The organism is Dokdonella sp., assembly GCF_019634815.1.
Lineage (GTDB): Bacteria > Pseudomonadota > Gammaproteobacteria > Xanthomonadales > Rhodanobacteraceae > Dokdonella_A.
In genome coordinates, this window is the sequence record NZ_JAHCAP010000023.1 from 30502 (window position 1) to 55066 (window position 24565).

Below are 24565 nucleotides of genomic sequence, written 5' to 3' on the forward strand. Positions count from 1 at the left end.
CGGGGCAAACAGTACAATTTTGGTCCTGTTTAGGCCAGTTCGAGCCGCTTCCATGCTCCGCGTCAGCAAACTCACCGACTACGCCACCGTCGTCATGACCTGCCTCGTCGATGGGGCGGGCGAGGTCCTGAGTGCGCAGGTGCTGGCCGAACGCGCGCGACTGGAGCTGCCGACCGTGAGCAAGTTGCTCAAGCAACTCGCCCATGCCGGCCTGGTGCTGTCCACGCGCGGCATCAACGGCGGCTATCGGCTCGCGCGCGATCCGGCGCAGATCACCGTCGCCGACATCGTGGTTGCAATGGAAGGCCCGATCGGCATGACCGAATGCAGCACCCGCAGCGGCTCCTGCGACCACGAATCGCATTGCGGCGTGCGCGTGAACTGGCAGCGCATCAACAGTGCGATCGCCGATGCCTTGGCGAGCGTGACTTTGGCCGAGATGACCAAGCCCGCAGCGCGCCGTACCGGTTCGATTCCGGTGCGTGTCGCGGTTGCATGAATCCACACAAGGCAAGCCCGCAGATGGCCACCCAACCCGCCGACCTTGCATTCGCCGCGCGCGCGCAGCCCGAAAGCCGCGGCAATGCCGCAGTCGAGGCCGCGCTCAACCGCCGTTACGACGCCGGTTTCATCACCGACATCGAAAGCGAGAGCCTGCCGCCGGGCCTGTCCGAAGACATCGTGTGCGCGATTTCCGAGCGCAAGGGCGAGCCGGAATGGATGACGCAGTGGCGGCTCAAGGCCTATCGCCATTGGCTGACGATGAAGTCGCCGCAGTGGGCCAAGCTGCGCATTGCGCCGATCGATTTTCAAGCGATCAGCTATTTTTCGCGGCCCAAGAAGCAGCCCAAGTCGCTCGCCGAGGTCGATCCCAAGCTGCTGGAAACCTACGACAAGCTCGGCGTGCCCCTGCACGAACGCGCCAAGCTCGCTGGCGTCGCGGTCGATGCGGTATTCGATTCGGTATCGGTCGGCACCACCTTCCAGAAGGAATTGGCTGCGGTGGGCGTGATTTTCTCCTCGATGAGCGAGGCGATCCGCACGCATCCGGAATTGGTGCAAAAGTATCTGGGCAGCGTGGTGCCGCAGGGCGACAACTATTTCGCGGCGCTCAACTCCGCGGTGTTCTCCGATGGCAGTTTCGTGTTCATCCCCAAGGGCGTGCGCTGCCCGATGGAGCTGAGCACGTACTTCCGCATCAACGCCGGCCACACCGGCCAGTTCGAGCGCACCCTGATCATCGCCGAGGAAGGCGCCAGCGTGTCCTACCTGGAAGGCTGCACCGCGCCGATGCGTGACGAAAACCAGTTGCACGCGGCGGTGGTCGAGCTGGTCGCGCTCGATGATGCCAGCATCAAGTATTCGACCGTGCAGAATTGGTATCCGGGCGACGAGAACGGTGTCGGCGGCATCTACAACTTCGTCACCAAACGCGGTGATTGCCGTGGCCCGCGCTCGCGCATCGTCTGGACCCAGGTCGAAACCGGCTCGGCGATCACCTGGAAGTACCCGAGCGTGGTGCTGCGCGGCGATGATTCGGTGGGCGAGTTCCATTCGGTCGCGCTCACCCATCATCGGCAGCAAGCCGATACCGGCACCAAGATGATTCACCTGGGCAGGAACACCAAGTCGAAGATCGTCTCCAAGGGCATCAGCGCGGGTCGTGGCCAGAACACCTATCGCGGTCTGGTCAAGGTGGAGAAGGGCGCCAGCGGCGCACGCAACCACACCCAGTGCGACAGCCTGCTGATCGGCAAGCAATGCGGTGCGCACACTTTCCCCTACATCGAAGTCAAGAATCCCGGCGCGATCGTCGAGCACGAGGCCACGACATCGAAGATTTCCGACGACCAGTTGTTCTATTGCCGCTCGCGCGGCATCGGCGCCGAAGACGCGGTATCGATGATCGTGGACGGATTCTGCAAGCAGGTGTTCCGCGAACTGCCGATGGAGTTCGCGGTGGAAGCCAAGAAACTGCTCGAAGTCTCGCTGGAAGGAGCAATCGGATGAAGATCACGGCGATGGGGTTGGCACTGGCTGCCGGATTCATCACCTCCGGCGCGTTTGCCGCGGATGCGACCACGCAGCCGGCCGTTGATGACTGCATGGATCGTGCTCAAACCCAGGCCGACATGGCCGATTGCGCCAGCAAGGGCGGCAATGCGGCGGCCGATCGGGAACTCAACGAGGTCTATCGCAAGGTGCTCGTCGCGCATGCGAAGGACGCCGTGTTCGTTGCCAAGCTCAAGACCGCGCAGCGGGCGTGGATTGCATTTCGCGATGCCGAACTCGAGGCGCGCTTTCCGGCCAAGGACAAGCAGGCTGAGTACGGAAGTTCGTATTCGATGTGCGCCGATGGCGCGCTCGAGTCGATGACGCGCCAACGCATCAAGGATCTGCGCGCCTGGCTTGAGCCGGTTGCCGAGGGCGAAGTGTGTGCGGGTTCCTACAACAAAGGCGATTGAGCCACCTTCCGGTGGGCGATCGCAGAACTGGTTTGGCGACGGAAGTTTCTCATGCTGAAGATAGAAAACCTCCATGTCCGCGTCGCGGGCAAGGAAATCCTCAAGGGCCTGAGTCTGGACGTGCAGGCAGGTCAGGTGCACGCGATCATGGGCCCCAACGGCGCGGGCAAATCGACGCTCGGCAACGTGCTGGCTGGACGCGAGGGCTACGAAGTCACCGCCGGCAGCGTCAGCTACGACGGTCAGGATCTGCTTGCGCTCGAGCCCGAGCAGCGTGCCGCGGCGGGCGTGTTCCTCGCGTTCCAGTATCCGGTCGAGATTCCGGGCGTCAACAACACCTATTTCTTGCGCACCGCCTTCAACGCGCAGCGCAAGGCACGTGGCGAGCCCGAACTCGATTCGATGCAGTTCCTCAAGCGCGTGCGCGAGAAACTCGCGGTGCTGCATCTGAAGGACGAATTGCTGCATCGCGCAGTCAACGAAGGCTTCTCGGGCGGCGAGAAGAAGCGCAACGAGATTTTCCAGCTCGCCCTGCTTGAACCCCGGCTCGCGATTCTCGATGAAACCGATTCGGGCCTCGACATCGACGCGCTCAAGATGGTCGCCGATGGCGTCAACGCGATGCGCGACCCCGCACGCGCCTTCATCGTCGTCACCCACTACCAGCGCCTGCTCGACTACATCGTGCCCGACGTCGTGCACGTGCTCGCCGATGGCCGCATCGTCGAGAGTGGTGATGCCAGCCTTGCGCACAAGCTCGAAGAACACGGCTACGCCTGGGTTGCGCAACGGCGCGTGGCCGGAGCCGCATGATGGAAGCGGCCCTGCTCGATGAACTGGGCGGCGCCGACACGCCGGAGCGTGCGGAGGCATGGCGCTACAGCCGCAACGCGTTGCGTGCATTGGCACAAATGTCGTTCGTCGCGGCTGATCCTGATCTCGCACTTGCACCCGAGGTCTGCGCACAGTTCGCCTGGCCGCATACGCAGGGCCGACGCCTGGTGTTCATCAATGGTCGGCTGTCGGGCGCACATTCGGATCTGCGCGACGAGGGCATCGTGGTCGCGGCCGATGCCGGCACGATCCACATCGTCGATGCAGCCCGGCCCTTGCATCTGGTGCACATCGGCGTGCCCGGCGCGAACGCAGCGCGATGGCAAACGACCCTGGACCTGCAGGTGTCGTCTGCGCGGGCGAGCCTGATCGAGCAGCACATCGGCGTTCCCGGCGGTGACTTGCTCGGCGTGTTCGACCTCCACATCCAGGTCGCTGAGCGAGCCGCGCTCGATTGGGTCGTGCTGAGCGAGCTGGGCGAGCAAGCGGCGTTGCTGCGGCGCGTGAAGCTCGGCATGGCCGGGCAGTCGCAGGTTCGACGCAGCGATGCGCTGTTCGGCGGACGCCTGCAGCGACTCGAACTGGGTGTCGAACTCGCGGGTGCGCAAGCGCGGCTGGAGTCGCGCGGGACGTTCGTGCTGCGCGGGCGCGAGCACGCCGAAGTGCGCCTCGACGTCCGTCATCAGGCGCGCGAGTGTGCCTGTGACGTGCTCTGGCGCGGCGTGGCAGATCAACGTGCGCGCGGCATCTTCCATGGCGGCATCACCGTTGAGCCCGGCGCCGATGGCAGCGATGCACGCTTGTCGAGCAAGAACGTGCTGCTGTCGGCGCTGGCCGAAATCGACACCCAGCCGGTGCTCGAAATCCATGCCGACGAAGTGCAGGCCGGGCACGGCGCGACGGTCGGGCAGATCGATGAACGAGCGCTGTTCTACCTGCGTTCGCGCGGAATTCCGCTGGAGCAGGCGCGGCGCATGCTGGTCGCTGCGTTCTGCGCGCAGGCGCTGGGTGCGATCGGCGATGACGGATTGCGCGAGCGTATCGACGCCTTGGCGCAGGCGCGCCTGCCCAGCCCGGACGCCGCGCAATGAATGCCGCGCCGGCCGAGACATTGCAGGCCGTCGCAACGCGGTTGCGCGCGGACTTTCCATTGCTTGCGCGCAGTGTGCACGGCAAGCCGCTGATCTATTTCGACAGTGCCAACACAGCGCAGAAGCCGACGCAGGTGATCGAGGCGGTCGATCGTTTCTACCGCCAGTTCAATGCCAACGTCGCGCGCGCGGTGCATCAGCTCGGCGCCGAGGCGACCAGTGCCTACGAGGGCACGCGCGACAAGCTTGCGCATTTCGTCAATGCCGGCTCGCGCGAAGAGATCGTGCTCACCAGCGGTACCACGCAGGCAATCAACCTCGTGGCCTGGAGTCATGCGCTGCCCAATCTCAAGGCTGGCGATTCGATCCTCGTCACCACGATGGAGCACCATGCCAACATCGTGCCCTGGCAACTGGCGTGCAAGCGCAGCGGCGCGCAGCTCAAGGTCGCGCCGATCGACGAGCGCGGCGAGCTGATCGTCGAGCGCTTCATCGAGGCGCTCACACCCGACGTCAAGCTCGCCGCGGTGACGCATGTTTCCAATGTGCTTGGCACGATCAACCCGATTGCCGAACTCGCACGCGCGACGCGCAAGCGCGGCATCCCCTTGCTGGTCGACGGCTCGCAGGCGGCGCCGCATTTCAAGGTCGACGTCAGGGCGCTGGGTTGTGATTTCTATGCGCTCACCGGCCACAAGCTGTTCGGTCCGACCGGCACCGGTGCACTGTGGGCGCGCAAGGAATTGCTGCGCGCGATGCCGCCGATGTTCGGCGGCGGCGAGATGATCCGCGAAGTTCGTTTCTCGGGTACGAGTTTTGCCGATCCACCCCATCGTTTCGAGGCTGGTACGCCCAACATCGCGGGCTTCGTCGGCCTGGGGGCTGCGCTCGATTATCTTGGCTCGCTCGATCACCATGCGGTATTTCTCCATGAGCAGGCCCTGCTTGCCCATCTGCAGGAGGCCTTGCGTGCGGTGCCGGGTCTGCGCATCTTCGGCGAGGCCGCACACAAGGTGCCGGTGGTGTCCTTTCTCATCGAGGGCGCGCATGCGCACGACCTCGCGACCCTGCTCGATCACGAAGGCATTGCGCTGCGCTCCGGTCATCACTGCGCGCATCCGCTGATGCAGTTCTACGGCGTGCCGGCGACGCTGCGCGCCTCGCTCGCGTTCTACAACACGCACGCTGAGATCGAGCAGTTCGTGGCGGCATTGGCGAAGGTTCGGCGGCTGCTCGCATGAGACCCGGGGCGGCCGCGCGGACGGTGACGCTGCGGGAGGCGGACAGTACCGACATCCCGGAGCTGGTGAGCTTGGTCGAGTCGGCCTATCGCGGTGAAACCAGCCGGCGCGGCTGGACCACCGAAGCCGATCTGCTTGATGGCCAGCGCATCGATGCGGCCGGCATGGCCGAAGTGGTTGGCAAGCCCGACAGTCGCGTCGTACTCGTGGTGGAAGATGGCTTGATCGTCGCCTGTGCGCATCTGCAACGGCAACAGGACGCGGCCTACTTCGGCATGTTTGCGGTGCGGCCGGATCGCCAGGGCGCTGGCCTTGGCGACACCCTGTTGCGCGAATGCGAGCATCTCGCGCGCGATGGCTGGATGTGCGCCATTCTGCAGATGACGGTCATTTCCGTGCGCGAAGAACTCATCGCGTGGTATGAGCGGCGCGGTTACCGTCGCACCGGGCGCTACAAGCCGTTTCCGTATGGGGATGCGCGCTTTGGGGCACCAAGGCGCGACGACCTGCGTTTCGAATGGCTGGAGAAGGCACTGTGAGCATTGCGTGGATTCGTGTCTGCACCACCGCGGAGCTTCTGCCCGGCGAATACCAGACCACCTTCGATGGCGACACGCCGATTGCGGTGATCAATCTCGATGGCGAGCTGTATGCGATCGAAGATGTATGCACGCACGATGGTGGTGAACTTACCGGCGGCATTATCGAAGGACATGAAATCGAATGCCCGCGCCACGGCGCGCGATTCGACATCACCACCGGCGCGGTGTTGTGCCCGCCCGCCTACGAGCCGATCGCGAAGTTTCCGGTCAAGATCGATGATGGCGTGGTGTACACGCGCGACGATCGTTTTGACTGAGCGCTGGCGGTTGGCGCGGGTCAGGCTGCGGGCAGACGCAAGACCACGCGCAAGCCGGTGCCGCTGCGACCATGCGCGAAGCCGACCGCGCCGCCGTGCCGCTCGACGATCCGGCGCACGATTGCCAAGCCCAACCCCGAACCCTCACGGCGACTCTCGGGAGGGCGGAAGAAACGCTCGCCCAGGCGTGGCCACCAGGCCTCGGGCACGCCCGGCCCCGAATCCTCGACTTCGACCACGAGCGTGCGCAGCTCCTGACGCACCGAGATCGTGACGCGACCGCGGTCACCGGCGTAATTGAGGGCGTTGTCGACCAGGTTGACCAGCGCCTCGCGCAGCATCACCGGATCGCCATAGCTGTCGGCGTTGGTGGCCGGACCTTCGTAGCCCAGATCGATGCCCAGGCGCAGCGCCTCGGGGACGCGTTCGGCGGCGAGGTCGCGTGCCAGCCGCGCCAGATCGACCCGTATGAAGTTGTCGTGGACGTCGGCTTGCGCGCGTGCGAGCGCGAGCAATTGGCCGGCGGCGCGACCAGCGCCCGCGGACAGGCGCTCGACGTGGGTGAGGGCCTCGCGCACGCTGTCGGGGCGCGGATCGGCGAGGGCCCGCTCGGCCTGCAGGCGCAGCCCGGCCAACGGTGTACGCAATTGGTGGGCGGCGTCGGCGATGAAGCGCTCCTGCACGTCGAGCAGACTGCGCACGCGTTGCAGCAGGGCGTCGATTGTCTGCGTGAGCGGTCGAATCTCGGCTGGCACGTTGCTTTGGTCGAGCGGCTCCAGATCACGCGCACGCCGCTGCGCCAGTTGTTCGACCAGTGGATCGAGCATGCGCAGGCCGCGACTGACGCCCACCCACACCAGGGCCAGCACGACGCCGATCAGGATCAGCACGACCGGCAAGGTGCCGATGAGTATCTCGCGTGCCAGTGCGTGGCGCGCATTGAGCGTTTCGGCGCTGGAGACGATGATGGTGGCGCCGCTGCTGGCGTCATGCATTGCCAGTGATGCCATGCGCAGATTGCGACCGCCGACGCTGACCGTGTCCAATTGAGCCGCAGCGCCGATCGCCGGCGTGTGCGCAGGCAGTGGCAGATCAAGATTGGCGGCCAGAACACCGTGTTCGATGCTGCGCACGCTGTACCAGGTCGGATCGGTGGTCTCTGATTCGAGCAAAATGCGGACCTGCGGACTGAGGCCATCGGCACCGGCCTCACTGGCGGCGATGCGCTGCAGGGAATGCGCGGTATCAGCGAGCGAGCGGTCGAAGTTGACGTTGGCGTAGTGCAGCGCGAGCACGTAAATCAGGATGCCGCTGCCGATCCAGGTCAGGGTCAGCGGCAGCAGCAGCATCGTGAGCAGGCGCTGGCGCAGGCTAGGCGGCTGAATCACTGCCGGCCTCCAGAAGATAGCCCAGCCCACGAACGGTGCGGATCCGCGCACCGCTGCCTTCGAGCTTGCGACGCAGGCGATAGACGGCGATGTCGAGGCCGTTGTCGGTGAGCGTGGTATCCCAGCTGCACAGTGCGTCGACCAGCTGCTCGCGGCTGACCACGCGGTCCAATCGTGCAGAGAGCGCTTCGAGCAAGCCGAATTCGCGTGGTGTGAGCTCCAGGGCCTGATTGCCATTGCGTGCACGGCGACGCGGCAGGTCAATTGCGAGTTCGCCGATCGTCAGTTCGGGCACACCCTGGCTGGTGCTCCGGCGCAACAGGGCGCGGGCGCGGGCTTCGAATTCGCGCAAGGCGAAGGGCTTGACCAGGTAGTCGTCGGCACCGAGATCGAGCGCGCGCACGCGTTCTTCGAGTTCCTCACGCGCGGTGGCGACCAGCACCGGGACCGCGTCGGCACGGCTGCGCAAGCGGCGCAACAATTCGATGCCATCGACGTCCGGAAGGCCGAGGTCCAATACCACCAGATCGTAGGGATGGTCGCGCAGGGCCGCATCGGCGAGTCGACCGTTGGCGAGCCGGTCGACAACATGGCCGGCGCCGACCAGGGCCGCGCCGATCGCATCGGCGATCGCGGCGTCGTCTTCGATGATGAGGATGCGCATCGGCCCAATTGTATCGATCGCTGACTGGATTGGGCCGTCATGGCCGGCGTCGGGACTTGCCAGCATCCATTCGACCAGGCACCGCGGGTTCGCCTTGGCCTGCTGCGCGCCGACGCTGCCTGTGTCCTGCCCAAACGAGGCCGGACATCGGCATGGTCCGCGCTTGTCCGAGCCGTGGCGCGCTGCTAGTCTACGTGATAACCATTCGCATTTGATATCACCCGGCACGATGGCGCGCACCGCGCGGCTCGCTGCCTCTCGCGCAAGGGCGAGGATGGATCAGGCAACAAGCGGCACTCGGCGCAAGGGCACGAGTGCGCGCGCTTATTGGCTCAAGACCCTGCACAACTGGCATTGGATCAGTGCTGCCATCAGCCTGGCGTTGCTGCTGTTGTTCAGCGTTACCGGTTTCACGCTCAATCACGCCGCGCAGATCCAGAGTCAGCCGCGCGTGGTTTCGCGCCATCTGCAATTGCCGGCAGCACTGCAAAAGCAACTGGCCACGCGCAACGACGCCACTGCGGCGAGCTTGCCACAGGGATTGAAGGACTGGTTGCAGAAGGAGATCGGGGTGCGCCTCGCGTCGCAGCCGATCGAATGGAGCGATGGCGAGGCCTATGTATCCTTGCCGCGCCCCGGCGGTGATGGCTGGATCAGCATCGATACCGCGAGTGGCGCGATCGAACATGAGACCACCGACCGCGGCTGGATCGCTTACTTCAACGATCTGCACAAGGGCCGCAACACCGGTGCCGCGTGGAGCTGGATCATCGACCTGTTCGCGCTCGCGTGCGTGCTGTTCGCGCTCACCGGTCTGGGTCTGCTCTATCTGCATGGACGCCATCGCCCGATGACCTGGCCGCTGGTGGCTCTGGGTCTGGTTCTGCCCGTGCTGATCGCACTCGCATTCATCCATTGAAGAGAATATCCATGCGTCCCCACCGCCTGTTCCTGCTTGCTGCTGTCGTCAGTCCTGCGGCGTTCGCCGCCGATCTGCAATTGAGTCTGCAACTTCCGACCCAGACGGTTTCCGAGTATCACCGGCCTTATGTCGCGGTGTGGGTCGAGCGCGCGGATCGCAGCGTGGCCGCAAATCTTGCGGTTTGGTACCAGAACAAGGACGGCAAGGATGCGCAGACCGGCAAGTCCGAGCCGGGCAGCAAGTGGCTCGCCGACCTGCGTCAATGGTGGCGCCGCAGCGGTCGCGAGCAGCAGTTGCCAATCGATGGCGTGACCGGCGCGACGCGACCGGCAGGCCAACATCAACTGCATTTTTCCGATGGCAAGGCGCCGCTCGCCGGCCTCGCCGCGGGCAGCTACAAGCTCATGATCGAGGTGGCGCGCGAAGTCGGCGGCCGTGAAGTCCTCGGTGTGCCATTCAGTTGGCCGCCGAGCGCGCCAGTGCATCTGTCGGCGCAGGGTGAGCACGAGATCGGCGCGGTGAAGCTCGATCTGAACCCCTGAGCGCGGCGTCCGATCCGCTTGATCCATCCGAATTCGATTGTCTTGTCACTGTGGAGATGCAGATGAAAAAGTTGAGCCATTGGATCGTGTTCGCGCTTGCCGCCGTGATTCCCGTTGCCGCATCCGCGCACAAGATGTTCCTGGTGCCGTCGACCACGGTGTTGTCGGATCCGACCGATGCCTGGATCACGGTCGATGCGGCGATTTCCAACGACCTGTTCAATTTCAACCATCACGCGATGGACCTGGCCAATCTCGTCGTCACGGGTCCGGATGGCAAGCCGGTCGCCGCCGAAAACCGCCACCAGGGCAAGTGGCGCAGCAGTTTCGATCTGCACCTCTTGCAGGCGGGCACCTATCGCATCGCCGTGACGAGCGAAGGGCTGTTTGCGAGCTACGTCGATGCCAAGGGCGAGAAGAAGCGCTGGCGCGGCAGTGCCGACAAGCTCGGCGAGATTCCGGCCGATGCGAAGGATCTGGTGATCAGCCAGGCGCAGGGCAGTGTCAATACCTACGTCACTGTCGGCAAGCCCAGCGATGGCGCGCTCAAGCCCAGCGGCCACGGTCTCGAGTTGGCCCCGGTGACCGCACCGAACGATCTGTTCGCAGGTGAAGCTGCAAAGTTCCGCTTCCTCGTCGATGGCAAGCCGATCAAGGACCTCAAGGTGACGGTGATCGCCGGTGGCACGCGCTATCGCGACAAGCAGGACGAAATCACCGCGACCACTGATGCGGATGGCCAATTCAGCGTGACCTGGCCGGCGCCAGGCATGTACTGGCTCAATGCCTCGCTCGATGGACAGAAGGCCACCGAGCCCAAGGCCAGCACGCGCCGCTTGAGCTACACCGCCACGCTCGAAGTGCTGCCGCAGTGAGTGATGATCGCAGCGAGGCCGCGCGATGAGCGCCGCCTTGCTGCGCGGGGCCGCTGGAGCAGGACTGGGTGCGTGCCTGTGCGCGATCGTCCTGTCTGCCTGTGCCCAGGCGCCTACGCGCACCCGTCTGAATGGCAAGACGATGGGCACGACCTGGTCGGTCACGTTGTCCGGAAAATCGGCTGGAGAAGGCGAGCGCTTGCGAGCGGGTATCGAGCGCGAACTCGATCGCGTGGTCGCGCAGATGAGCACCTTCGAGCGCGACTCCGACCTCAGTCGCTACAACCGCGCAGCAGCGGGCACTTGGCAGGATTTGCCTGAGGAGTTTGCGAACGTGCTCGGCGCGGCATTGGCGCAGGCGCGCGATAGCGGTGGCGCCTTCGATCCGACCGTCGGGCCACTGGTTGAGCTCTGGGGATTCGGTCCGGGCAAGACGGTGCACGAGGTGCCGAGCGTGCAGGCGATCGAAACCGCCCGTGCGCGCATCGGCTGGCAGCGCGTCGAATTTGACCCGCAGCGTCGGCGCGTGTTGCAGCCCGGTGGCGTGCATCTGGACCTGTCGGCGATCGCCAAGGGCTATGGCGTCGACCAGGTGGCGCGATACCTGTTGAGTGAAGGCCGTGCCGACTTCCTCGTCGAGGTCGGCGGCGAGCTGCGCGCGCACGGCGAGCGTGCGCCCGGTGAACACTGGCAGGTGGCAATCGAGAATCCGCACGCCAGCGACGAGGCCGTGTCATCGGAGCAGCCGTACTGGCGTCGCCTTGCGCTCGTCGATCAGGCGGTGGCGACTTCGGGTGATTATCGCCATACCTTCGAACATGCCGGCCGCATGTATTCGCACCACATCGATCCACGCAGTGGTTGGCCCGTTGAACATCGCATCGCGCAGGTGACGACGATCGCCGACGGGTGCATGCAGGCCGATTCGATGGGAACGACGATCATGGTGCTTGGCCCCGAAGCCGGACTTGCCTACGCCCAGCGGCATGACATGGCCGTGCTGCTGCTCGTGCACGAGGGCGATCATCTGGTCGAACGCATGAGCCCGGCGTTTGCTGCCTTGCTCGCGCGCCAAGGGGCGGTGCCGCCGCGTTGAGTTGCTCAGGGTACGGCGATTTCGCTGAACTTCACCATCAGCAGCTCGCCGCCGCCATCGAGTGCGACGCGACCGTTGGTGCCGCCGCGGAAATCCAGTCGCAGCGAGCCGCCGGTTTCGACTTCGACCTGCCGCCCATCCTGTTTGGCGCCCAAATGACCCGACAGCACGTGGATCAGCCATTGCGTGCCGGGCTCGGCGAAAATCAGCATCGAGCCGACCAGCGGTCGCGCCAGGGTTTCCGCGTGCAGGCGACTGCGATCGACCATGACATTGAAATCGCGCGTCGGTCCGGCGAGCAATCGACACCTCACGCGCGCCTCGCCGGCAAAGTGCACGCGCTCGAAACGCTGGGCCAGGCGCAGCGGCGGCGCGTCGTCGATGTCGAGTTCGATGCCGTTGCCATCGAGCAGCAGCAGTTCGCGATCGATGCCGGGAAAGGACGAGAATGGACCGTCCTGCTCGATCTGCGCGATGCTCACGCGCCAGTTGAAGGGTTCGCCTTGGGGCGGATCGCGCGCGAGTTCGGTGGTCCAGCCGCCGTCGTTCTTCCAGCGCACGCGGCGAGCCTGATTGGCGGCAATCACGTGCATCGGCCCGGTCCCGTCAGTTGCGTTCTTCGGCGCGATGGTAGACGTAGACGAGGGTGGCCGCACCGAGAAAGTCGATCGTCGTGGCCTGGCGACCGCCCAGGCGTCGCGCGAGGCGCTCGGAAGCGGAGTTTTCGTTGCGGATCAGGCTCACCGCGCGGCTTGCCTTGATCTGGTCGAAGGCGAATTCAAGCGTGGCGCGCGCGGCCTCGGTGGCATAGCCGTGATGGCGTTGTGCGGGCATCAGCATCCAGCCCAGTTCCAGGTCAGGCCAACCTTCGGGTTGGTGCAGGCCGACACGGCCGACGAATTCGCCGCTGTCCTTGAGCTCGACCGCCCACATGCCGAAACCGCGCAATACCCAATGGCCGAGCAGCATCGCCATCGAACGCCAGGCATTCATGCGGTCGAGCGGTTGGCCGTCACCGATGAAACGGGTGTTGTCCGGATCGGCGAGCATCGCCGCATAGGATTCAAAATGGTGCTCGCCCAGTGCGCACAGGCGCAGGCGTTCGGTTTCGATGGTGGGGATCTGGATCATCTTCTGGATTCAGTCGAGCAGGGCGGCCAGTGCATGGCTCGAGGCCCGCAGGCTTTCGGCCCAGCTGAACCCGACGATCTGCGTGCCGCTGCGCGCGTCGCGGAAATCTTCACTTTGGCCGGGCGCGAGCAGGTGGCGATAGTCGACCGTGATCTCGCAGTCTGCATCGAGGTCGGCAGCGGCGAACACGAAGCCAAGGTGCCACAGGCCGGTTGGCTCGAAGTCGTGGTTGATGTAGCACTCGTCAGGCCATTCGGGTGTGACCGTGTAGCGGTCCTCGAACCAGCGCACCGTGGCCGGCAGCAGCTTGGCCGCGTCGACTTGCGCGAGGATGTCTTCGAAGCGATGCACTCTGGCGATGTCGTCGGGCGCGGTGATGACACGGCCGCGCGCAAGCGGCTCGTCGAGAAACAAGCCCTTGCCTGCGCCCGGGATCCTGGAAGGGCCGATGTGGTAACGGGGGAGAATCATGCAGACACACGCCGCGGAGGCGGGGCGCGATTCTAGGGCAAGGGCGGGCAAGATGCACAAGCTGCACGATGTCGCCAACGATTGCGGGCATCGATTTGCGGACCGGCCCGGTGCCGGCCACGCGGCCTGCCGATGATAGAAGCCGGCTACGGCTGGCCCGGTGAGGCGCGTGCGGGCGTGGCCGGAACGATCAGGATCATCGTGCGGTTGGCTTCGATCGTGCGCGCGCCGATGCCTTGCACCTTGGCCAGATCCTCGATGCTGCGGAATGGTCCGTGTGCAACGCGCCAGGCGACGATCGCTTCGGCCTTGACCAGCCCGACACCCGTGAGCGAGCGCGCCAGTGTCTTGGCATCAGCCTGATTGATGTCGACCTGGCTCTGGGCACGAATGGGCGGAACGAGGGCAAGGGCAAGGACAAGGGCAAGGGCAAGAATGCAGCGCATCGACAGGGCGCTTGGCGGGCGCATGGCTAGCGAAATCCGGGGCCGTGAGGCCTGTCAGTGTGCCGTCATGGCGAACGTGCCTCGAGCGGTATTTGGCGCGGCCGCGTGCAGGAATCGGCCGCATGCGCGTGTAGGAGGCTTCCTACGCGCGATCCCGCGATGGGCTAAAATCGCGGATTGTTCATGGATTTCCCGCGATCGGCCCCGGGCGGCGCCGGCGCGATTCCCGCATCCGGAGACAGCAAGATGGACAGCAAGGCACTCGGCGATTTCGTCGGCGCGCTTTGGGACGATGAAATCGTCCCGCAGTTGAGCGACTACATCCGCATTCCCAACAAGTCGCCGATGTTCGACGCCGACTGGGCCAGCCACGGCTACATGGATCAGGCAGTTGCCCTGCTCGAAGCCTGGGCACGCACCCAGCCGATTCCCGGCATGCAGGTCGAAGTGGTGCGACTGCCGGGTCGCACGCCGCTGATCTTCATCGAGATTCCTCCTGCCGAGCGCCGCCGCGCCGACAACCATCGTCCGGCGCAGGATGAAGACACCGTGTTGCTCTATGGTCATCTCGACAAGCAGCCCGAGATGACCGGCTGGTCCGAGCACCTGGGGCCGTGGAAGCCGGTGATCGAGGGGGATCGCCTGTACGGCCGCGGTGGTGCCGACGATGGTTATGCGATGTTCGGCGCGCTTGCCGCGATCCGCGCACTGCACGAGCAGGGCGTACCGCATGCGCGCTGCGTGGTGCTGATCGAGGCCTGCGAGGAATCGGGCAGCTACGACCTGCCGTACTACGTCGATCACCTGGCGGCGCGCATCGGCAAACCCTCGCTGATCGTCTGCCTTGATTCGGGCTGTGGCAATTATGAACAGCTCTGGCTCACCACCAGCCTGCGCGGCATGACCGGCGGAAACCTCACGGTCAAGGTGCTGGAGGAAGGCGTGCACTCGGGCGATGCCTCGGGCGTCGTTGCCTCGAGCTTCCGCATTCTGCGCAAGGTGCTGTCGCGGCTCGAAGACGAAACCAGCGGCCGCATCCTGCCGCGCGAATTGCATGTGGAGATTCCCGCCGCGCGCCGCGAACAGGCTCGGCGCACCGCGCAGGTGCTCGGCAACGACATCTACGCGAAGTTCCCGTTCGTCGACGGCATGCAGCCGATGGAGGCCGACCTCACCGAACTGGTGCTCAACCGTACCTGGCGGCCGGCGTTGTCGGTGACCGGCATTGCGGGTATTCCCGCGCTCGAATCGGCCGGCAACGTGCTGCGGCCATATACCGCGGTCAAGCTGTCCTTGCGCGTGCCGCCGACCCTTGATGCCAAGCAGGGTGGCGAGTTCCTCAAGCGCTTGCTCGAGCGCGATCCGCCGTATGGCGCGAAGGTCAGTTTCGAACTGGAAAAGGCCGGCTCGGGCTGGGACTCGCCCGCGCTCGCGCACTGGCTCGAACAATCGGTTGAAGCGGCTTCCAAAACCTACTTCGGCGCGCCGGTCGCCTTCAATGGCGAAGGCGGCTCGATCCCGTTCATGGGCATGCTTGGCGAGAAGTATCCTGGCGCGCAGTTCCTCATCACCGGCGTGCTTGGGCCACACTCCAACGCACATGGTCCCAATGAGTTCCTGCACATCCCCACCGGCAAGCGCGTGAGCCTGTGCGTGGCACAGGTCATCGCCGACCATTTCATCGCCAGCCGTACCGGCCTCACCCGCGGCGTGGCCGCGAGCGCGGCGCACACGATCAAGGGCGAGGACGGCTGCTGCGCCTGAGCGCGCCGCCTCTGCCACGCGTCGACGCGGCGGCAGGTAGATTGCCGGCCTCGTCGGTGCGTGCCTTGCCCGAACAGCGCCATCTTTGCGCCATGACCCCGGCCGTTGTCGACGGCATCGTCTTGCCAGGAGGCCAACATGACCCTCATCCGCAATGCGCGCAGCTATGACGCCACCGCGCTGGCTGCGCTCGGTACCGAGCTCGGCTACCCCGCGACGCGCGAGCAGATCGGCAAGCGCCTCGCCGCGATCGAAGCGGCCGGCGCTGCCGTGCTGGTGGCCGAAGACGACCACGGCATGGTCTGCGGCTGGATTCATGTCGCCTGCTGCGCCGAGCTCACGGGTCAGGATGCCGCCGAAATCCATTGCCTCGTCGTAGCGGCGGATGCGCGCGGCGCCGGTCTGGGCAGCGCGCTGATCGAGCGCGCCGGCACGTGGGCACGCGAACGCGGCTGCACGCAGTTGCGCGTGCGCAGCCGGGTCGAACGCGAAGACGCGCATCGCTTCTACCTGCGCGAAGGCTTCACGCGCCGCAAGACGCAGGCCGTGTTCGAACGCGCACTTCCCGGCGAAGCCATCGTTGCTGCGACGGGGTCGACCTTGCGCGTCGACCCGCAGTTCGCGCGCGACTTGCGCGGCTGAACGCGCGGCGGCACGAATCGGACCTGGGTGTGCCAAGCTCCGCACACCCGCCATTGCTTGCCGATCATGTCCGAGATGCGCCCAAGTGCGGAAGGCTTGCGCGAACTGCCGCTGGCAGGTGCCAGTCTGCTGCTCGATGAGCACGTCTGGTCCGCCGCGCAAGCTGATGCGCTGTTCACGGCGCTGCACACGGAAATTCCGTGGCAGACGCTGCGCCTGCGGATTTTCGGCCGCGAAATCGCCGCGCCGCGACTGGCATGCTGGATCGGTGATGCCGACGCCGTCTACACCTATTCGCGCACGCGCTTCGAGCCGCAGCCGTGGACGCCAACCACGACGCGCCTGCGCAGGGAACTGCATGCGCGACTGGGAATAGACTTCAACAGCGTGCTCGCCAATCTCTACCGTGATGGTCGCGACAGCATGGGCTGGCACAGCGACGATGAGCCCGAGCTTGGCAACGAGCCGGTGATTGCCTCACTCAGCTTCGGTGCCGTGCGCAGCTTTCGATTGCGCACGCGCAGCGTTCCGCGCAGGTCGCTCACGCTCGAACTCGCGAGCGGCAGCCTGCTGCTCATGGCCGGCCGTACGCAGGCGCTCTACGAGCATGCGCTGCCGCGGCGCATGCGCGTGAGCGAGCCGCGCATCAATCTCACGTTCCGTCGGATCGTCGTGCAGCCGAATCGAGCGCCCTGAAGCCGCTGCGAGTACGGTTTCCGAGGGGCGGTGGTGTTTTGCTCGACGTACAATCGCTGGCACTCCGGCGGCAAGCGGTTCGCGCTGATCCGGGTGCATGGCGTTCCAAGGAGGCGGCCATGAAGCGTGAAATCAACTACAAGACGATGCGGGTGGTGGTCGGAATCATCGCCATCCTGCTGGCTCCGGCAGTGTGGTTGCTTGCGGGAGCGCATGTCGAATTGAATTCGATCAGCGCAGCGTACTGGAGCGATGCGCGCGATGTCTTTGTCGGTGCACTGGTCGCGGTCGGGTTCTTTCTGCTTGCCTACAACGGGCAGGGTGGAAAGGCGGATTGGGAGTTTTACCTCAGCAAGGCGGCATGCCTGTTTGCCGCTTGCGTGGCCTTGTTTCCCACCACGGATCCGCGCAGCGGCGGTGTGGCGCCGGCATGGGCGGTGAAACTGTCGAGCCTCTTCGGGCTGCACCCGGGGGACTTTCATACGCCGCGGCAGCGCTGTTGTTTGCTTGTCTCGTGGCGATGATGTGGTTCTTTTCGATCAGGGCGATGCACAAGGGCAAGCGCGGCCGCGCGATGTTCTATCGAACCGTTGCGATCCTGATGGTGGCCGGCATTGCTTGTCTGTACGCGATTGGCCGAATTCTTGATTGGCGCAATACGCTGCTGATTGTCGAGGTTTGGGGTCTTTCGTGGTTCGGCATCGGTTGGCTGACGGCGGGCACCTACAAGACGGATCCCGCGCTTGCCGACGCGTGATGGCGGGAATCGACGATCTGATCGTTGGCAGGCTCATGCTCCTTTCGATCTTGCACTGCACGCAGAAATTCTTCTGACTGGGCGCGAGGTCAAACGATAGAATGACCGGTCGAACTGCCCAGAGGTGGTGATGTTTCAGGCCAGTCTCCTGCTCATTGCGAGCTTTGCCGGGGTACATGCGATGTCCGCGAAAGCCCAAGCGTCCGCAGCGAATTCCGCGGACTACGTGAAGAGTGTCGAAACCTGGCGTGCGCAGCGCCTCGATCGCCTCACCGCGCCCGCCGGCTGGCTCAGTCTGGTCGGCCTGCACTGGCTGAAGGAGGGCGCCAGCCGCGTCGGCGCTGCGGCCGACAACGACATCGTGCTCACGGCGGGGCCTGCGCATTTCGGTACGGTCACGTTGGCTGACGGCAAGGTTTCGGTGCGACTCGATCCGACCGCAGGGGCGCTGATCAATGGTCAGGCCGGGGTCGGCGCGCAGATGCTCGACGATGCACACGAGGTGCCGACCACGGTGAGCGCGGGCTCGGTGAGCTTCTATCTGATCGATCGCAACGGCAGCAAGGGCCTGCGCGTGAAGGACAGCCAGGCCGAGGCGCGTACGCAATTCCGTGGCATCGAGTCGTTCCCGATCGATCCGGCCTGGCGCATCGAAGCTACCTGGGTGCCGTTCGATCCGCCACACACCTTGGAGACGCCGAACGTGCTCGGCCAGATCGACAGCTATCCCGTCCCGGGCAAGGCGGTGTTCGAGCGCGATGGCAAGACCTTCGAACTGCTGCCGGTGATCGAGGTGCCGGGCGACAAGGAACTGTTCCTGATCTTCGCCGATCGTACGAGTGGCAAGGAGACCTATGGCGCAGCCCGGTTCCTCTATGCACCGATGCCCAGGGACGGCAAGGTCGTGCTCGACTTCAACAAGGCCTACAACCCGCCGTGCGCGTTCACCGGCTTTGCGACCTGTCCGCTCGCGCCGCCCGAGAACCGGCTCGACCTGCGGGTGACTGCGGGCGAGAAAAAGTACGCTGGCAGCGCGCACTGAGCCTGCCGGGTGGTCCCGGTTCAGGCTCGACCCGGATGATCGGCAAGCCGCCATCCGCGACCGGCCGGGCCCGAAGCCGGATTTGGGCGGTGGCGGCGGCTCGGGTACACTAACCCGCTTTGCCCGGTTCGTCGCGTCGCGGCGGGCCCAGATCATTCAATCGGAGACACACGCATGAAGCTTGGTTGGTCACTCGCCCTCGCGGCGCTGGTTGTGGCAGGGTCCGCGTTCGCGCAGGACACCACCTCGGACAAGGGCAAGCTGTCCTACGCGATGGGCTTCCAGATGGGTTCGCGTCTGGCGCCGCAGAAGCAGGACGTGGACATCGCGACCTTCACCAAGGCGGTGCAGGACGGTTTTGCCGGCAAGGAGCCGAGCGTACCGATGGCGGCGATGCAGGAAGCCGTGCAGAAGTACGAGCAGAAGATGAAGGCCGCGGCGGACAAGGAATTGGCCGACAACAAGCGCGCTGCCGATACCTTCCTCGCCTCGAACCGCTCCAAGCCGGGCATCGTGGCGATGCCTGACGGCACCCAGTACCGCGTCATCGATGCGGGCAATGGCCGCGCGATCACGCCGACCAGCGAAGTGACCTTCCACGTACGCGTGTCACTGACCAGTGGCCGCGAGATCCGCAGCTCCTTCGTCGGCGAGCCGATCAAGGCCAAGGTTTCGGACATGGGCAATATCTTCGGCTCCAAGTCGCTGGTCGAAGTCATCAAGAAGATGAAGGTCGGCGATCACTGGATGGCCTATCTGCCGCCGGATCCGGCTTCGGGCAATCAGGTCTACGTGTGGGAACTCAAGATCGTCGACGTCAAGTGATGGCGTGGTGACTCGCTGATGCGCCAGATCAGGCGCGACAGCGGGGCAGGCGATCAACCGCAAACGCCGCGCTCGCCGCGGCGTTTGCATTTGTGGCGGCGTGGATGGACATGGTGAATCCTTTGCCAAGCGAGATCGAGTCGCCCTGCATCGGCATCTGCCGGCTCGATGCCGATGGCTACTGCGTGGGCTGCCAGCGCAGCGGCGAGGAAATTGCGCTGTGGATCGGCATGAGCGCTGCCGAACGTCGCCACATCATCGAGGATGTCTTGCCGCAGCGTGAGGCGGCGCGGCGATGAACGATTCAAGGATGGTCGATGCCGCGCGGCTGCGCCGCGCCGTGCGTGCGCTCGGCAATCCACCCGCTGAGCGCGGCTGGAATGCCGACGAACTGGCTGATGCATTCGATTCGTCGCCGCGCCACCGCGAAGCAGCCGTGCTGGTGCCGTTCGTGCAGCGGGGCAAGGATCTCTCCCTGCTGTTCACCCAGCGCTCGGGGCAGTTGCGGCAACACGCGGGGCAGGTCAGTTTTCCCGGCGGGGCAGTCGACGCGAACGACGCAGGCGTGGTCGAGGCGGCGTTGCGCGAAACCCACGAGGAAATCGGCATCGCTGCAGCGGCGGTCGAACCATTCGGCTATCTCGATCGCCTCGATACCGTGTCGGGATTCAGTGTCACCCCGGTCGTGGCCTTCGTGCGTGCGGACTACCATCTGCGATTGGAAGCCGCCGAAGTCGATGATGCCTTCGAGGTGCCGCTCGACTTCATTCTCGCGCCGACGACCTTGCGCCGTGAGATGATCCATTGGCGCGGGCGCGATCGCACGATCTACGCCTTCGATTGGCAGGATCGGCGCATCTGGGGCGTGACGGCTGCCATGCTCAAGAATCTCATCGACCGGCTGGAGCAAGTGCCATGACCGATTCGCCGCTGTTGTCCGTGGCCGAGCTGGCCGGCTTGAACAAGGCGGGCGATGTGCTCGTCGTTGATTGCCGTTTCGAATTGTCCGACCCCGGCAAGGGTGAACGGGATTTTCTTGCCGCGCACATCCCGGGCGCGGTTTACGCGCATCTGGACCATGATCTGTCCGACCTCTCGCGCAAGGGCCTGGGTCGCCATCCCTTGCCCGACGATGCCCGCCTGTCGGCGATGCTTTCGCGCTGGGGCTGGCAGCCGGGTCGCCGCGTGATTGCCTATGACGATGCCGGTGGCGCACTCGCGGCGGCGCGATTGTGGTGGTTGCTGCGCCTTGTCGGCGAACGCGAGGCGCAGGTGCTCGATGGCGGCTGGGCGGCGTGGCGCGCGGCAGGCTTGCCGGTCGAAAGCGGCGAGGGCATCCATTCCGCAGGCACGGTTTCGGTCAGCATCGACCATGCAGGCGTGGTGGGTCTTGATGAACTTCAGGCTGCGCTTGCGCGGGGCAGCGTGCTGTTGCTCGATGCGCGCGGCGGGCCGCGTTTTCGTGGCGAAGTCGAGCCGCTCGACCGCGTCGGCGGGCATATTCCCGGCGCGGTCAATCGGCCCTTCGCCGAAAATCTCACCGCCGATGGCCACTTCAAGACTGCTGCCATGCTGCGCGCCGAATACGGCGCCTTGCTTGGCGCACATGCGCCCGGTCAGGTCGTGCACAGCTGCGGATCGGGCGTGACCGCTTGCCACAACCTGCTGGCGATGGAAGCAGCAGGCCTGTCGGGCTCGCGCGTGTTCGCGCCCTCGTGGAGCGGCTGGCTCGAAGATCCCGCGCGACCGGTTGCCACCGGCGCGGTCTGATGCGATCTATTTCTTCAGGCGCGCCACCAGCGCCTGCAGCACCGCTTGGGTCTGCGGCGCGAACCAGGCTTCGACGAAGTCGTCGATGCCGAAGGTAGAGGGATCAGCGAATGCCGCGGCAAGGTCGGCGCGCGCGAGCAGGCGCGTGGCGGCAAGCGCGTGCGGCGGCAGTGCGAGCAATTCATCAAGCCAGTTGCGCGCGCGCTCGACGACCTGGCTGATCTCGACCAGCTCATCGACGAAACCGAGCGGTTGCGCTTGCTCGGCGCTGATCATCGCGCCTGCCACCATCAGGCGTTCGGCGCGATACGCGCCGACGAGTCGGCGCAGGGCGATCTGGATCACTTCGGGCACGACCAGTCCGACCTGGACTTCGTTGAGGCCGATGCGAAACGGTTTGGCCGGATCGATGCTGTGCGCCATCACGCGGTAGTCGCACAGGATCGCCAGCACTGCGCCCCCGGCGGGGCTGTGGCCGGTGATCGCGGCGGCGACCGGAATCGGGCAGCGCGCGAGCGCGGCGCACAGGTCGAAGAAATCGACCCAGAACGCACGCATCGCGGCGCGATCCAGTTGCAGTAGCGTGGGCACGTCGAGCCCAGCCGAAAACATGCCTGGCGCTCCCGAGAGCATGAGCGCGCGGGCACCCTCTTCGGTCGCTGCTTCGATCGCGCTGCGCAGCGCACGCACGAGCGCGGGATCGAGCGCGTTGACCGGCGGGCGCGCGAGGCGCAGCTCGTGGATGCGGTCGTGGCGGATCAGGTCGAGCATGGGCGGATATCCCTGGGGTTTCATTCGTCGCCGGCGGTCCAGCGATAGCGCAGGCGATAGTCGAGCGTGGCCTTGCCATTGGCTGGCACGTCGACGGCGAACTCGAGCTGGTCAGCGGTCTTGCGTGCGGGTTTCCGGCTCGAGGAAACCAGCTCCCAGGCGCGCCAGCGATTGGGATGTTCACGCACGGTCAGCGTGGTCGTGCTCTCGCCCGTATTCTCGAGCGTCACGCGAAAGCCTTCTTCCATCGTGCGCGCGGCGCGATCGACCGTGAACGCGGTGCGCTCGCGGCTGGCGTGGAGCGAAAACGCGGTGCCCAGCACGAGGTTGAGCGCGCGTCCCTTGGCAGTGTCGCTGCTGCGGGCTTCGCCAAGCAATTCACTGTGCCCATCGCGATCGCGTGCGAGCACGCGCATGCGGCCGGCCGGCAGGTTTTCGGGCGCGTTGAACGACAGATGGCTCATGACCGGTTGCCCGGATGCGCCGTCGCTGCCTTCATGGAAATTCGGCTTGGCCGGAAACCAGGCGTTGCCGAATGACGCCAGCCAGCGCCGTGTGCAGTCGAGCTCGCTGCTGGCGTAGAGCGGCACCTGGGTGACGCTTGCATCGGGCAGGTCGATCGCGCCATCGATCAGATAACTGCGGTAGTCGCCAAGCGAAGATTGTTCGGGCACGGCCCCGGGAGGCGGCGCCGCCATCGCCTTCATCGCCATGCGCGGCATTGGTTGAACGCCGCGTTCGAGATTGGGTTCGCCGGCCACCAGTTTGATCGTTGCGCCGTCGTAGCTGCGACCGCTGCGATTGGCAATGCTCGCCAGTGCGTCCAGGCGCATGCGGCAGCCGCCGCTGCGTTCATCGAGGTGGACGGCGTAGCCGGCGCGCCAACCCAGACCGGACGTGGGGTAGTCGAGTGTTGCAGTCTGGCTGCCTTCACGGGCGACATCGAGTGCGACTTGCAGGGTGCTGCCGGGCAGGCCGGTTCCTTCCGGGAAATCGATGCGCGCATAGCCACGCAGGTAGGCGATGCGGCCATCGGCATCGCGGATGGCAATCCGCTCGCCGTCGACTGCGACCAGCTCGCCGCTGGCCAGTTCGTTCTGCTCGCCATCGCTCACCACCACGCGCTGACCGCGATGTGCGTCGAGCAAGCCTGCTGCGCCGGGCGCGATCACGCGTTGTCCGAGCACGCGTGCGGCATTGCCGAAATCGATGTTGACCGCCTCGCTGTCGAGCAAAGTCGGCAGGCCACCGATGGTCAGGTTCTGCCGGCCGCTGCCGAGCGTGGTTGCGCGCTGTTCGTGGATCACGGCGCGGCCATCGGCGATCGCCTGGGAACCGGCACCGAACAATTCGTCGCTGTCGCTGCGGTAGATGGTCACGGTCGGATCAGCGGCCTGCGCCGCGGTCGAAGTCAGCACGGCGGCGAGCGCGATCGGCAGGGGATTCATGGCGGTTTCCTCAAGTCGTCGGTTCAAGGGCTATCATAGCGATGACCAAGGAAGCGCTGAACAAGTCTTTGATCATTCCGGCGCAGGCTGGAATCCACCGCTTCAATGCTTTGCTGCAAGGCTGGATCCGGGCGTGCGCCGGGATGATGGCTTGTTCAGCGAAGAGCCAAGGAGAATGCGATGTTGCTGCGAGCCATCTGTGCGGGGCTGTTGCTGCTGGGCGGTGGGGCCGCGTGGGCCGATGGACATCTGACTGTGCGCGATGCCTGGGTGCGGGCAATTCCACCGGGCGCGACGATCACCGCGGGCTATGCGACCCTGGGCAACGACGGTGATGCGCCAGTGACCATCCTCACCGCGCAAAGCGATGCTTTCCGCAGCGTGACCCTGCATGAAACCCTGGTCAGCGATGGCGTCGCCAGGATGCGCGAGATCCACCGGCTGGTGGTTGCGCCAGGCGCCACCGTCAAACTCGAACCGGGTGGCCGTCATCTCATGCTGATGTCGCCGCGCCATGCACCGGCCGTCGGCGAGAAGATCGGAGTCACCCTGCTGCTCCGCGATGGCCGGCGCATCGACACCTATTTCGACGTGGTAGCGCCCGCTGCGGGTGACGCAGACTGAATCATTGAGCGTACCGCGGCAGGCAAGGCAATCGAGTGGCCTGAACGCGGATCAATCCACACCATCACGGTTTCGCCGTCGGCGTAAATGCATGCGCCGTCTTTGGCGTCGGCGATGCGATGGCCGATCGTCATCGAGGAATTGCCGATGCGGTGAATCGAAAGCTCGACCATGATGCGTGCCGGCCAGCCGAGCTGGCGG

The 24565-nt window shown here is 65.3% G+C and carries 31 protein-coding genes and 1 pseudogene; 23 read left to right on the forward strand and 9 right to left on the reverse strand.

Annotated elements, in window-relative coordinates; all coding sequences use genetic code 11:
- The first annotated feature begins 52 nt into the window (after nt 1-52).
- The 8 genes from KF759_RS11410 to KF759_RS11445 are packed head-to-tail and all read left to right on the forward strand — an operon-like array spanning nt 53 to nt 6490.
- Complete coding sequence (locus KF759_RS11410) at nt 53-499, forward strand: SUF system Fe-S cluster assembly regulator (protein WP_291225590.1); 447 nt, start codon at nt 53-55, stop codon at nt 497-499.
- Nucleotides 500-522: 23 nt separating this feature from the next.
- A complete protein-coding gene (gene sufB / locus KF759_RS11415; RefSeq protein ID WP_291225591.1) occupies nt 523-2010 on the forward strand; it encodes a Fe-S cluster assembly protein SufB in 1488 nt (495 codons plus the stop codon).
- Nucleotides 2007-2465, forward strand: coding sequence for a lysozyme inhibitor LprI family protein (locus KF759_RS11420; protein WP_291225592.1), 459 nt, complete (start codon nt 2007-2009; stop codon nt 2463-2465). Before sufB ends, KF759_RS11420 begins: the two co-directional genes overlap by 4 nt.
- Nucleotides 2466-2516: 51 nt before the next feature.
- On the forward strand, nt 2517-3278 hold the full coding sequence (gene sufC / locus KF759_RS11425; RefSeq protein ID WP_291225594.1) for a Fe-S cluster assembly ATPase SufC: 762 nt from the start codon (nt 2517-2519) through the stop codon (nt 3276-3278).
- Nucleotides 3278-4390, forward strand: coding sequence for a Fe-S cluster assembly protein SufD (sufD, locus tag KF759_RS11430; RefSeq protein WP_291225596.1), 1113 nt, complete (start codon nt 3278-3280; stop codon nt 4388-4390). The genes sufC and sufD overlap by 1 nt, the downstream gene beginning before the upstream one ends.
- Entirely contained in the window at nt 4387-5631 is a 1245-nt protein-coding gene (locus KF759_RS11435) for a cysteine desulfurase (protein ID WP_291225598.1), read from the forward strand. Before sufD ends, KF759_RS11435 begins: the two co-directional genes overlap by 4 nt.
- Entirely contained in the window at nt 5628-6170 is a 543-nt protein-coding gene (locus KF759_RS11440; RefSeq protein WP_291225599.1) for a GNAT family N-acetyltransferase, read from the forward strand. The genes KF759_RS11435 and KF759_RS11440 overlap by 4 nt, the downstream gene beginning before the upstream one ends.
- A complete protein-coding gene (locus tag KF759_RS11445; protein ID WP_291225601.1) occupies nt 6149-6490 on the forward strand; it encodes a non-heme iron oxygenase ferredoxin subunit in 342 nt (113 codons plus the stop codon). Before KF759_RS11440 ends, KF759_RS11445 begins: the two co-directional genes overlap by 22 nt.
- Before the next feature lie 20 nt (nt 6491-6510).
- On the opposite strand, the gene KF759_RS11450 is transcribed toward KF759_RS11445, so the two are convergent.
- Both KF759_RS11450 and KF759_RS11455 read right to left on the reverse strand, forming a co-directional pair.
- The gene (locus KF759_RS11450) at nt 6511-7878 is read right to left on the reverse strand and encodes a sensor histidine kinase (protein WP_291225603.1); all 1368 of its coding nucleotides are present in this window, start codon (nt 7876-7878) and stop codon (nt 6511-6513) included.
- Nucleotides 7862-8542, reverse strand: coding sequence for a response regulator (locus tag KF759_RS11455; protein WP_291225605.1), 681 nt, complete (start codon nt 8540-8542; stop codon nt 7862-7864). The genes KF759_RS11450 and KF759_RS11455 overlap by 17 nt, the downstream gene beginning before the upstream one ends.
- 274 nt (nt 8543-8816) lie before the next feature.
- Between KF759_RS11455 and KF759_RS11460 the strand changes: the two genes are divergently transcribed.
- From KF759_RS11460 to KF759_RS11475, 4 genes are all read left to right on the forward strand, one after another.
- Nucleotides 8817-9461: a PepSY-associated TM helix domain-containing protein gene (locus KF759_RS11460; RefSeq protein WP_291225607.1), complete on the forward strand. Its 645-nt coding sequence runs from the start codon at nt 8817-8819 to the stop codon at nt 9459-9461.
- A gap of 11 nt (nt 9462-9472) precedes the next feature.
- The gene (locus KF759_RS11465; RefSeq protein ID WP_291225609.1) at nt 9473-10006 is read left to right on the forward strand and encodes a DUF2271 domain-containing protein; all 534 of its coding nucleotides are present in this window, start codon (nt 9473-9475) and stop codon (nt 10004-10006) included.
- Between the two features lie 62 nt (nt 10007-10068).
- Nucleotides 10069-10881, forward strand: a complete 813-nt coding sequence (locus KF759_RS11470; protein ID WP_291225611.1) for a DUF4198 domain-containing protein — start codon at nt 10069-10071, stop codon at nt 10879-10881.
- A 25-nt stretch (nt 10882-10906) separates the two neighbouring features.
- Nucleotides 10907-11977: an FAD:protein FMN transferase gene (locus tag KF759_RS11475; protein ID WP_291225613.1), complete on the forward strand. Its 1071-nt coding sequence runs from the start codon at nt 10907-10909 to the stop codon at nt 11975-11977.
- Nucleotides 11978-11982: 5 nt separating this feature from the next.
- Here the strand turns inward: KF759_RS11475 and KF759_RS11480 are convergent, their stop codons facing one another.
- From KF759_RS11480 to KF759_RS11495, 4 genes are all read right to left on the reverse strand, one after another.
- Nucleotides 11983-12570, reverse strand: coding sequence for a HutD family protein (locus KF759_RS11480; RefSeq protein ID WP_291225615.1), 588 nt, complete (start codon nt 12568-12570; stop codon nt 11983-11985).
- A gap of 13 nt (nt 12571-12583) precedes the next feature.
- Nucleotides 12584-13108, reverse strand: a complete 525-nt coding sequence (locus tag KF759_RS11485) for a GNAT family N-acetyltransferase (RefSeq protein WP_291225617.1) — start codon at nt 13106-13108, stop codon at nt 12584-12586.
- 9 nt (nt 13109-13117) lie between these two features.
- Nucleotides 13118-13579 (reverse strand): SET domain-containing protein, encoded by a 462-nt coding sequence (locus KF759_RS11490; RefSeq protein WP_291225619.1) that lies wholly within the window; start codon nt 13577-13579, stop codon nt 13118-13120.
- 146 nt (nt 13580-13725) lie between these two features.
- Complete coding sequence (locus KF759_RS11495; protein ID WP_291225621.1) at nt 13726-14049, reverse strand: helix-hairpin-helix domain-containing protein; 324 nt, start codon at nt 14047-14049, stop codon at nt 13726-13728.
- Nucleotides 14050-14271: 222 nt separating this feature from the next.
- Here KF759_RS11495 and KF759_RS11500 point away from each other — a divergent pair, with 222 nt between their 5' ends.
- From KF759_RS11500 to KF759_RS11545, 10 genes are all read left to right on the forward strand, one after another.
- Nucleotides 14272-15789, forward strand: a complete 1518-nt coding sequence (locus tag KF759_RS11500; RefSeq protein WP_291225651.1) for a M20 family metallopeptidase — start codon at nt 14272-14274, stop codon at nt 15787-15789.
- A gap of 138 nt (nt 15790-15927) precedes the next feature.
- Nucleotides 15928-16431 (forward strand): GNAT family N-acetyltransferase, encoded by a 504-nt coding sequence (locus tag KF759_RS11505; protein WP_291225623.1) that lies wholly within the window; start codon nt 15928-15930, stop codon nt 16429-16431.
- A 75-nt stretch (nt 16432-16506) separates the two neighbouring features.
- The gene (locus tag KF759_RS11510; RefSeq protein ID WP_291225625.1) at nt 16507-17127 is read left to right on the forward strand and encodes an alpha-ketoglutarate-dependent dioxygenase AlkB; all 621 of its coding nucleotides are present in this window, start codon (nt 16507-16509) and stop codon (nt 17125-17127) included.
- A 119-nt stretch (nt 17128-17246) separates the two neighbouring features.
- Nucleotides 17247-17651 carry a hypothetical protein gene (locus KF759_RS11515; RefSeq protein ID WP_291225627.1) on the forward strand — a complete coding sequence of 135 codons (405 nt, stop codon included), beginning with the start codon at nt 17247-17249 and terminating at the stop codon, nt 17649-17651.
- Between the two features lie 23 nt (nt 17652-17674).
- The gene (locus KF759_RS11520; protein ID WP_291225629.1) at nt 17675-17884 is read left to right on the forward strand and encodes a hypothetical protein; all 210 of its coding nucleotides are present in this window, start codon (nt 17675-17677) and stop codon (nt 17882-17884) included.
- 130 nt (nt 17885-18014) lie between these two features.
- Entirely contained in the window at nt 18015-18926 is a 912-nt protein-coding gene (locus KF759_RS11525) for a DUF1684 domain-containing protein (protein WP_291225631.1), read from the forward strand.
- Nucleotides 18927-19100: 174 nt separating this feature from the next.
- A complete protein-coding gene (locus KF759_RS11530; protein WP_291225633.1) occupies nt 19101-19751 on the forward strand; it encodes an FKBP-type peptidyl-prolyl cis-trans isomerase N-terminal domain-containing protein in 651 nt (216 codons plus the stop codon).
- 113 nt (nt 19752-19864) lie between these two features.
- Nucleotides 19865-20050, forward strand: coding sequence for a DUF1289 domain-containing protein (locus tag KF759_RS11535; protein ID WP_291225635.1), 186 nt, complete (start codon nt 19865-19867; stop codon nt 20048-20050).
- Nucleotides 20047-20670, forward strand: coding sequence for a CoA pyrophosphatase (locus KF759_RS11540; protein WP_291225637.1), 624 nt, complete (start codon nt 20047-20049; stop codon nt 20668-20670). Before KF759_RS11535 ends, KF759_RS11540 begins: the two co-directional genes overlap by 4 nt.
- A complete protein-coding gene (locus KF759_RS11545) occupies nt 20667-21521 on the forward strand; it encodes a sulfurtransferase (protein WP_291225639.1) in 855 nt (284 codons plus the stop codon). The genes KF759_RS11540 and KF759_RS11545 overlap by 4 nt, the downstream gene beginning before the upstream one ends.
- A gap of 6 nt (nt 21522-21527) precedes the next feature.
- Here KF759_RS11545 and KF759_RS11550 read toward each other — a convergent pair whose 3' ends face one another.
- Together KF759_RS11550 and KF759_RS11555 are read right to left on the reverse strand one after the other, a co-directional pair.
- Complete coding sequence (locus KF759_RS11550) at nt 21528-22292, reverse strand: enoyl-CoA hydratase/isomerase family protein (RefSeq protein WP_291225641.1); 765 nt, start codon at nt 22290-22292, stop codon at nt 21528-21530.
- Between the two features lie 20 nt (nt 22293-22312).
- Nucleotides 22313-23740 (reverse strand): DUF4139 domain-containing protein, encoded by a 1428-nt coding sequence (locus tag KF759_RS11555; RefSeq protein ID WP_291225643.1) that lies wholly within the window; start codon nt 23738-23740, stop codon nt 22313-22315.
- 180 nt (nt 23741-23920) lie between these two features.
- On the opposite strand from KF759_RS11555, the gene KF759_RS11560 reads away from it, so the two are divergent.
- Nucleotides 23921-24364: a copper chaperone PCu(A)C gene (locus KF759_RS11560; protein WP_291225645.1), complete on the forward strand. Its 444-nt coding sequence runs from the start codon at nt 23921-23923 to the stop codon at nt 24362-24364.
- On the opposite strand, the pseudogene KF759_RS11565 reads toward KF759_RS11560, so the two are convergent.
- Nucleotides 24322-24565 (reverse strand): annotated as a pseudogene (locus tag KF759_RS11565) (acyl-CoA thioesterase); the annotation flags it as partial. The gene KF759_RS11560 and the pseudogene KF759_RS11565 overlap by 43 nt on opposite strands.

Bases quoted from the DNA above. Each gene is read 5' to 3' on its own strand.
- KF759_RS11410 (WP_291225590.1), top strand. From the start codon at position 53: ATGCTCCGCGTCAGCAAACTCACCGACTACGCCACCGTCGTCATGACC.
- sufB (WP_291225591.1), top strand. From the start codon at position 523: ATGGCCACCCAACCCGCCGACCTTGCATTCGCCGCGCGCGCGCAGCCC.
- KF759_RS11420 (WP_291225592.1), top strand. From the start codon at position 2,007: ATGAAGATCACGGCGATGGGGTTGGCACTGGCTGCCGGATTCATCACC.
- sufC (WP_291225594.1), top strand. From the start codon at position 2,517: ATGCTGAAGATAGAAAACCTCCATGTCCGCGTCGCGGGCAAGGAAATC.
- sufD (WP_291225596.1), top strand. From the start codon at position 3,278: ATGGAAGCGGCCCTGCTCGATGAACTGGGCGGCGCCGACACGCCGGAG.
- KF759_RS11435 (WP_291225598.1), top strand. From the start codon at position 4,387: ATGAATGCCGCGCCGGCCGAGACATTGCAGGCCGTCGCAACGCGGTTG.
- KF759_RS11440 (WP_291225599.1), top strand. From the start codon at position 5,628: ATGAGACCCGGGGCGGCCGCGCGGACGGTGACGCTGCGGGAGGCGGAC.
- KF759_RS11445 (WP_291225601.1), top strand. From the start codon at position 6,149: ATGGCTGGAGAAGGCACTGTGAGCATTGCGTGGATTCGTGTCTGCACC.
- KF759_RS11455 (WP_291225605.1), bottom strand. From the start codon at position 8,542: ATGCGCATCCTCATCATCGAAGACGACGCCGCGATCGCCGATGCGATC.
- KF759_RS11460 (WP_291225607.1), top strand. From the start codon at position 8,817: ATGGATCAGGCAACAAGCGGCACTCGGCGCAAGGGCACGAGTGCGCGC.
- KF759_RS11465 (WP_291225609.1), top strand. From the start codon at position 9,473: ATGCGTCCCCACCGCCTGTTCCTGCTTGCTGCTGTCGTCAGTCCTGCG.
- KF759_RS11470 (WP_291225611.1), top strand. From the start codon at position 10,069: ATGAAAAAGTTGAGCCATTGGATCGTGTTCGCGCTTGCCGCCGTGATT.
- KF759_RS11475 (WP_291225613.1), top strand. From the start codon at position 10,907: ATGAGCGCCGCCTTGCTGCGCGGGGCCGCTGGAGCAGGACTGGGTGCG.
- KF759_RS11480 (WP_291225615.1), bottom strand. From the start codon at position 12,570: ATGCACGTGATTGCCGCCAATCAGGCTCGCCGCGTGCGCTGGAAGAAC.
- KF759_RS11485 (WP_291225617.1), bottom strand. From the start codon at position 13,108: ATGATCCAGATCCCCACCATCGAAACCGAACGCCTGCGCCTGTGCGCA.
- KF759_RS11490 (WP_291225619.1), bottom strand. From the start codon at position 13,579: ATGATTCTCCCCCGTTACCACATCGGCCCTTCCAGGATCCCGGGCGCA.
- KF759_RS11495 (WP_291225621.1), bottom strand. From the start codon at position 14,049: ATGCGCCCGCCAAGCGCCCTGTCGATGCGCTGCATTCTTGCCCTTGCC.
- KF759_RS11500 (WP_291225651.1), top strand. From the start codon at position 14,272: ATGGACAGCAAGGCACTCGGCGATTTCGTCGGCGCGCTTTGGGACGAT.
- KF759_RS11505 (WP_291225623.1), top strand. From the start codon at position 15,928: ATGACCCTCATCCGCAATGCGCGCAGCTATGACGCCACCGCGCTGGCT.
- KF759_RS11510 (WP_291225625.1), top strand. From the start codon at position 16,507: ATGCGCCCAAGTGCGGAAGGCTTGCGCGAACTGCCGCTGGCAGGTGCC.
- KF759_RS11515 (WP_291225627.1), top strand. From the start codon at position 17,247: ATGAAGCGTGAAATCAACTACAAGACGATGCGGGTGGTGGTCGGAATC.
- KF759_RS11520 (WP_291225629.1), top strand. From the start codon at position 17,675: ATGCACAAGGGCAAGCGCGGCCGCGCGATGTTCTATCGAACCGTTGCG.
- KF759_RS11525 (WP_291225631.1), top strand. From the start codon at position 18,015: ATGTTTCAGGCCAGTCTCCTGCTCATTGCGAGCTTTGCCGGGGTACAT.
- KF759_RS11530 (WP_291225633.1), top strand. From the start codon at position 19,101: ATGAAGCTTGGTTGGTCACTCGCCCTCGCGGCGCTGGTTGTGGCAGGG.
- KF759_RS11540 (WP_291225637.1), top strand. From the start codon at position 20,047: ATGAACGATTCAAGGATGGTCGATGCCGCGCGGCTGCGCCGCGCCGTG.
- KF759_RS11545 (WP_291225639.1), top strand. From the start codon at position 20,667: ATGACCGATTCGCCGCTGTTGTCCGTGGCCGAGCTGGCCGGCTTGAAC.
- KF759_RS11550 (WP_291225641.1), bottom strand. From the start codon at position 22,292: ATGCTCGACCTGATCCGCCACGACCGCATCCACGAGCTGCGCCTCGCG.
- KF759_RS11555 (WP_291225643.1), bottom strand. From the start codon at position 23,740: ATGAATCCCCTGCCGATCGCGCTCGCCGCCGTGCTGACTTCGACCGCG.
- KF759_RS11560 (WP_291225645.1), top strand. From the start codon at position 23,921: ATGTTGCTGCGAGCCATCTGTGCGGGGCTGTTGCTGCTGGGCGGTGGG.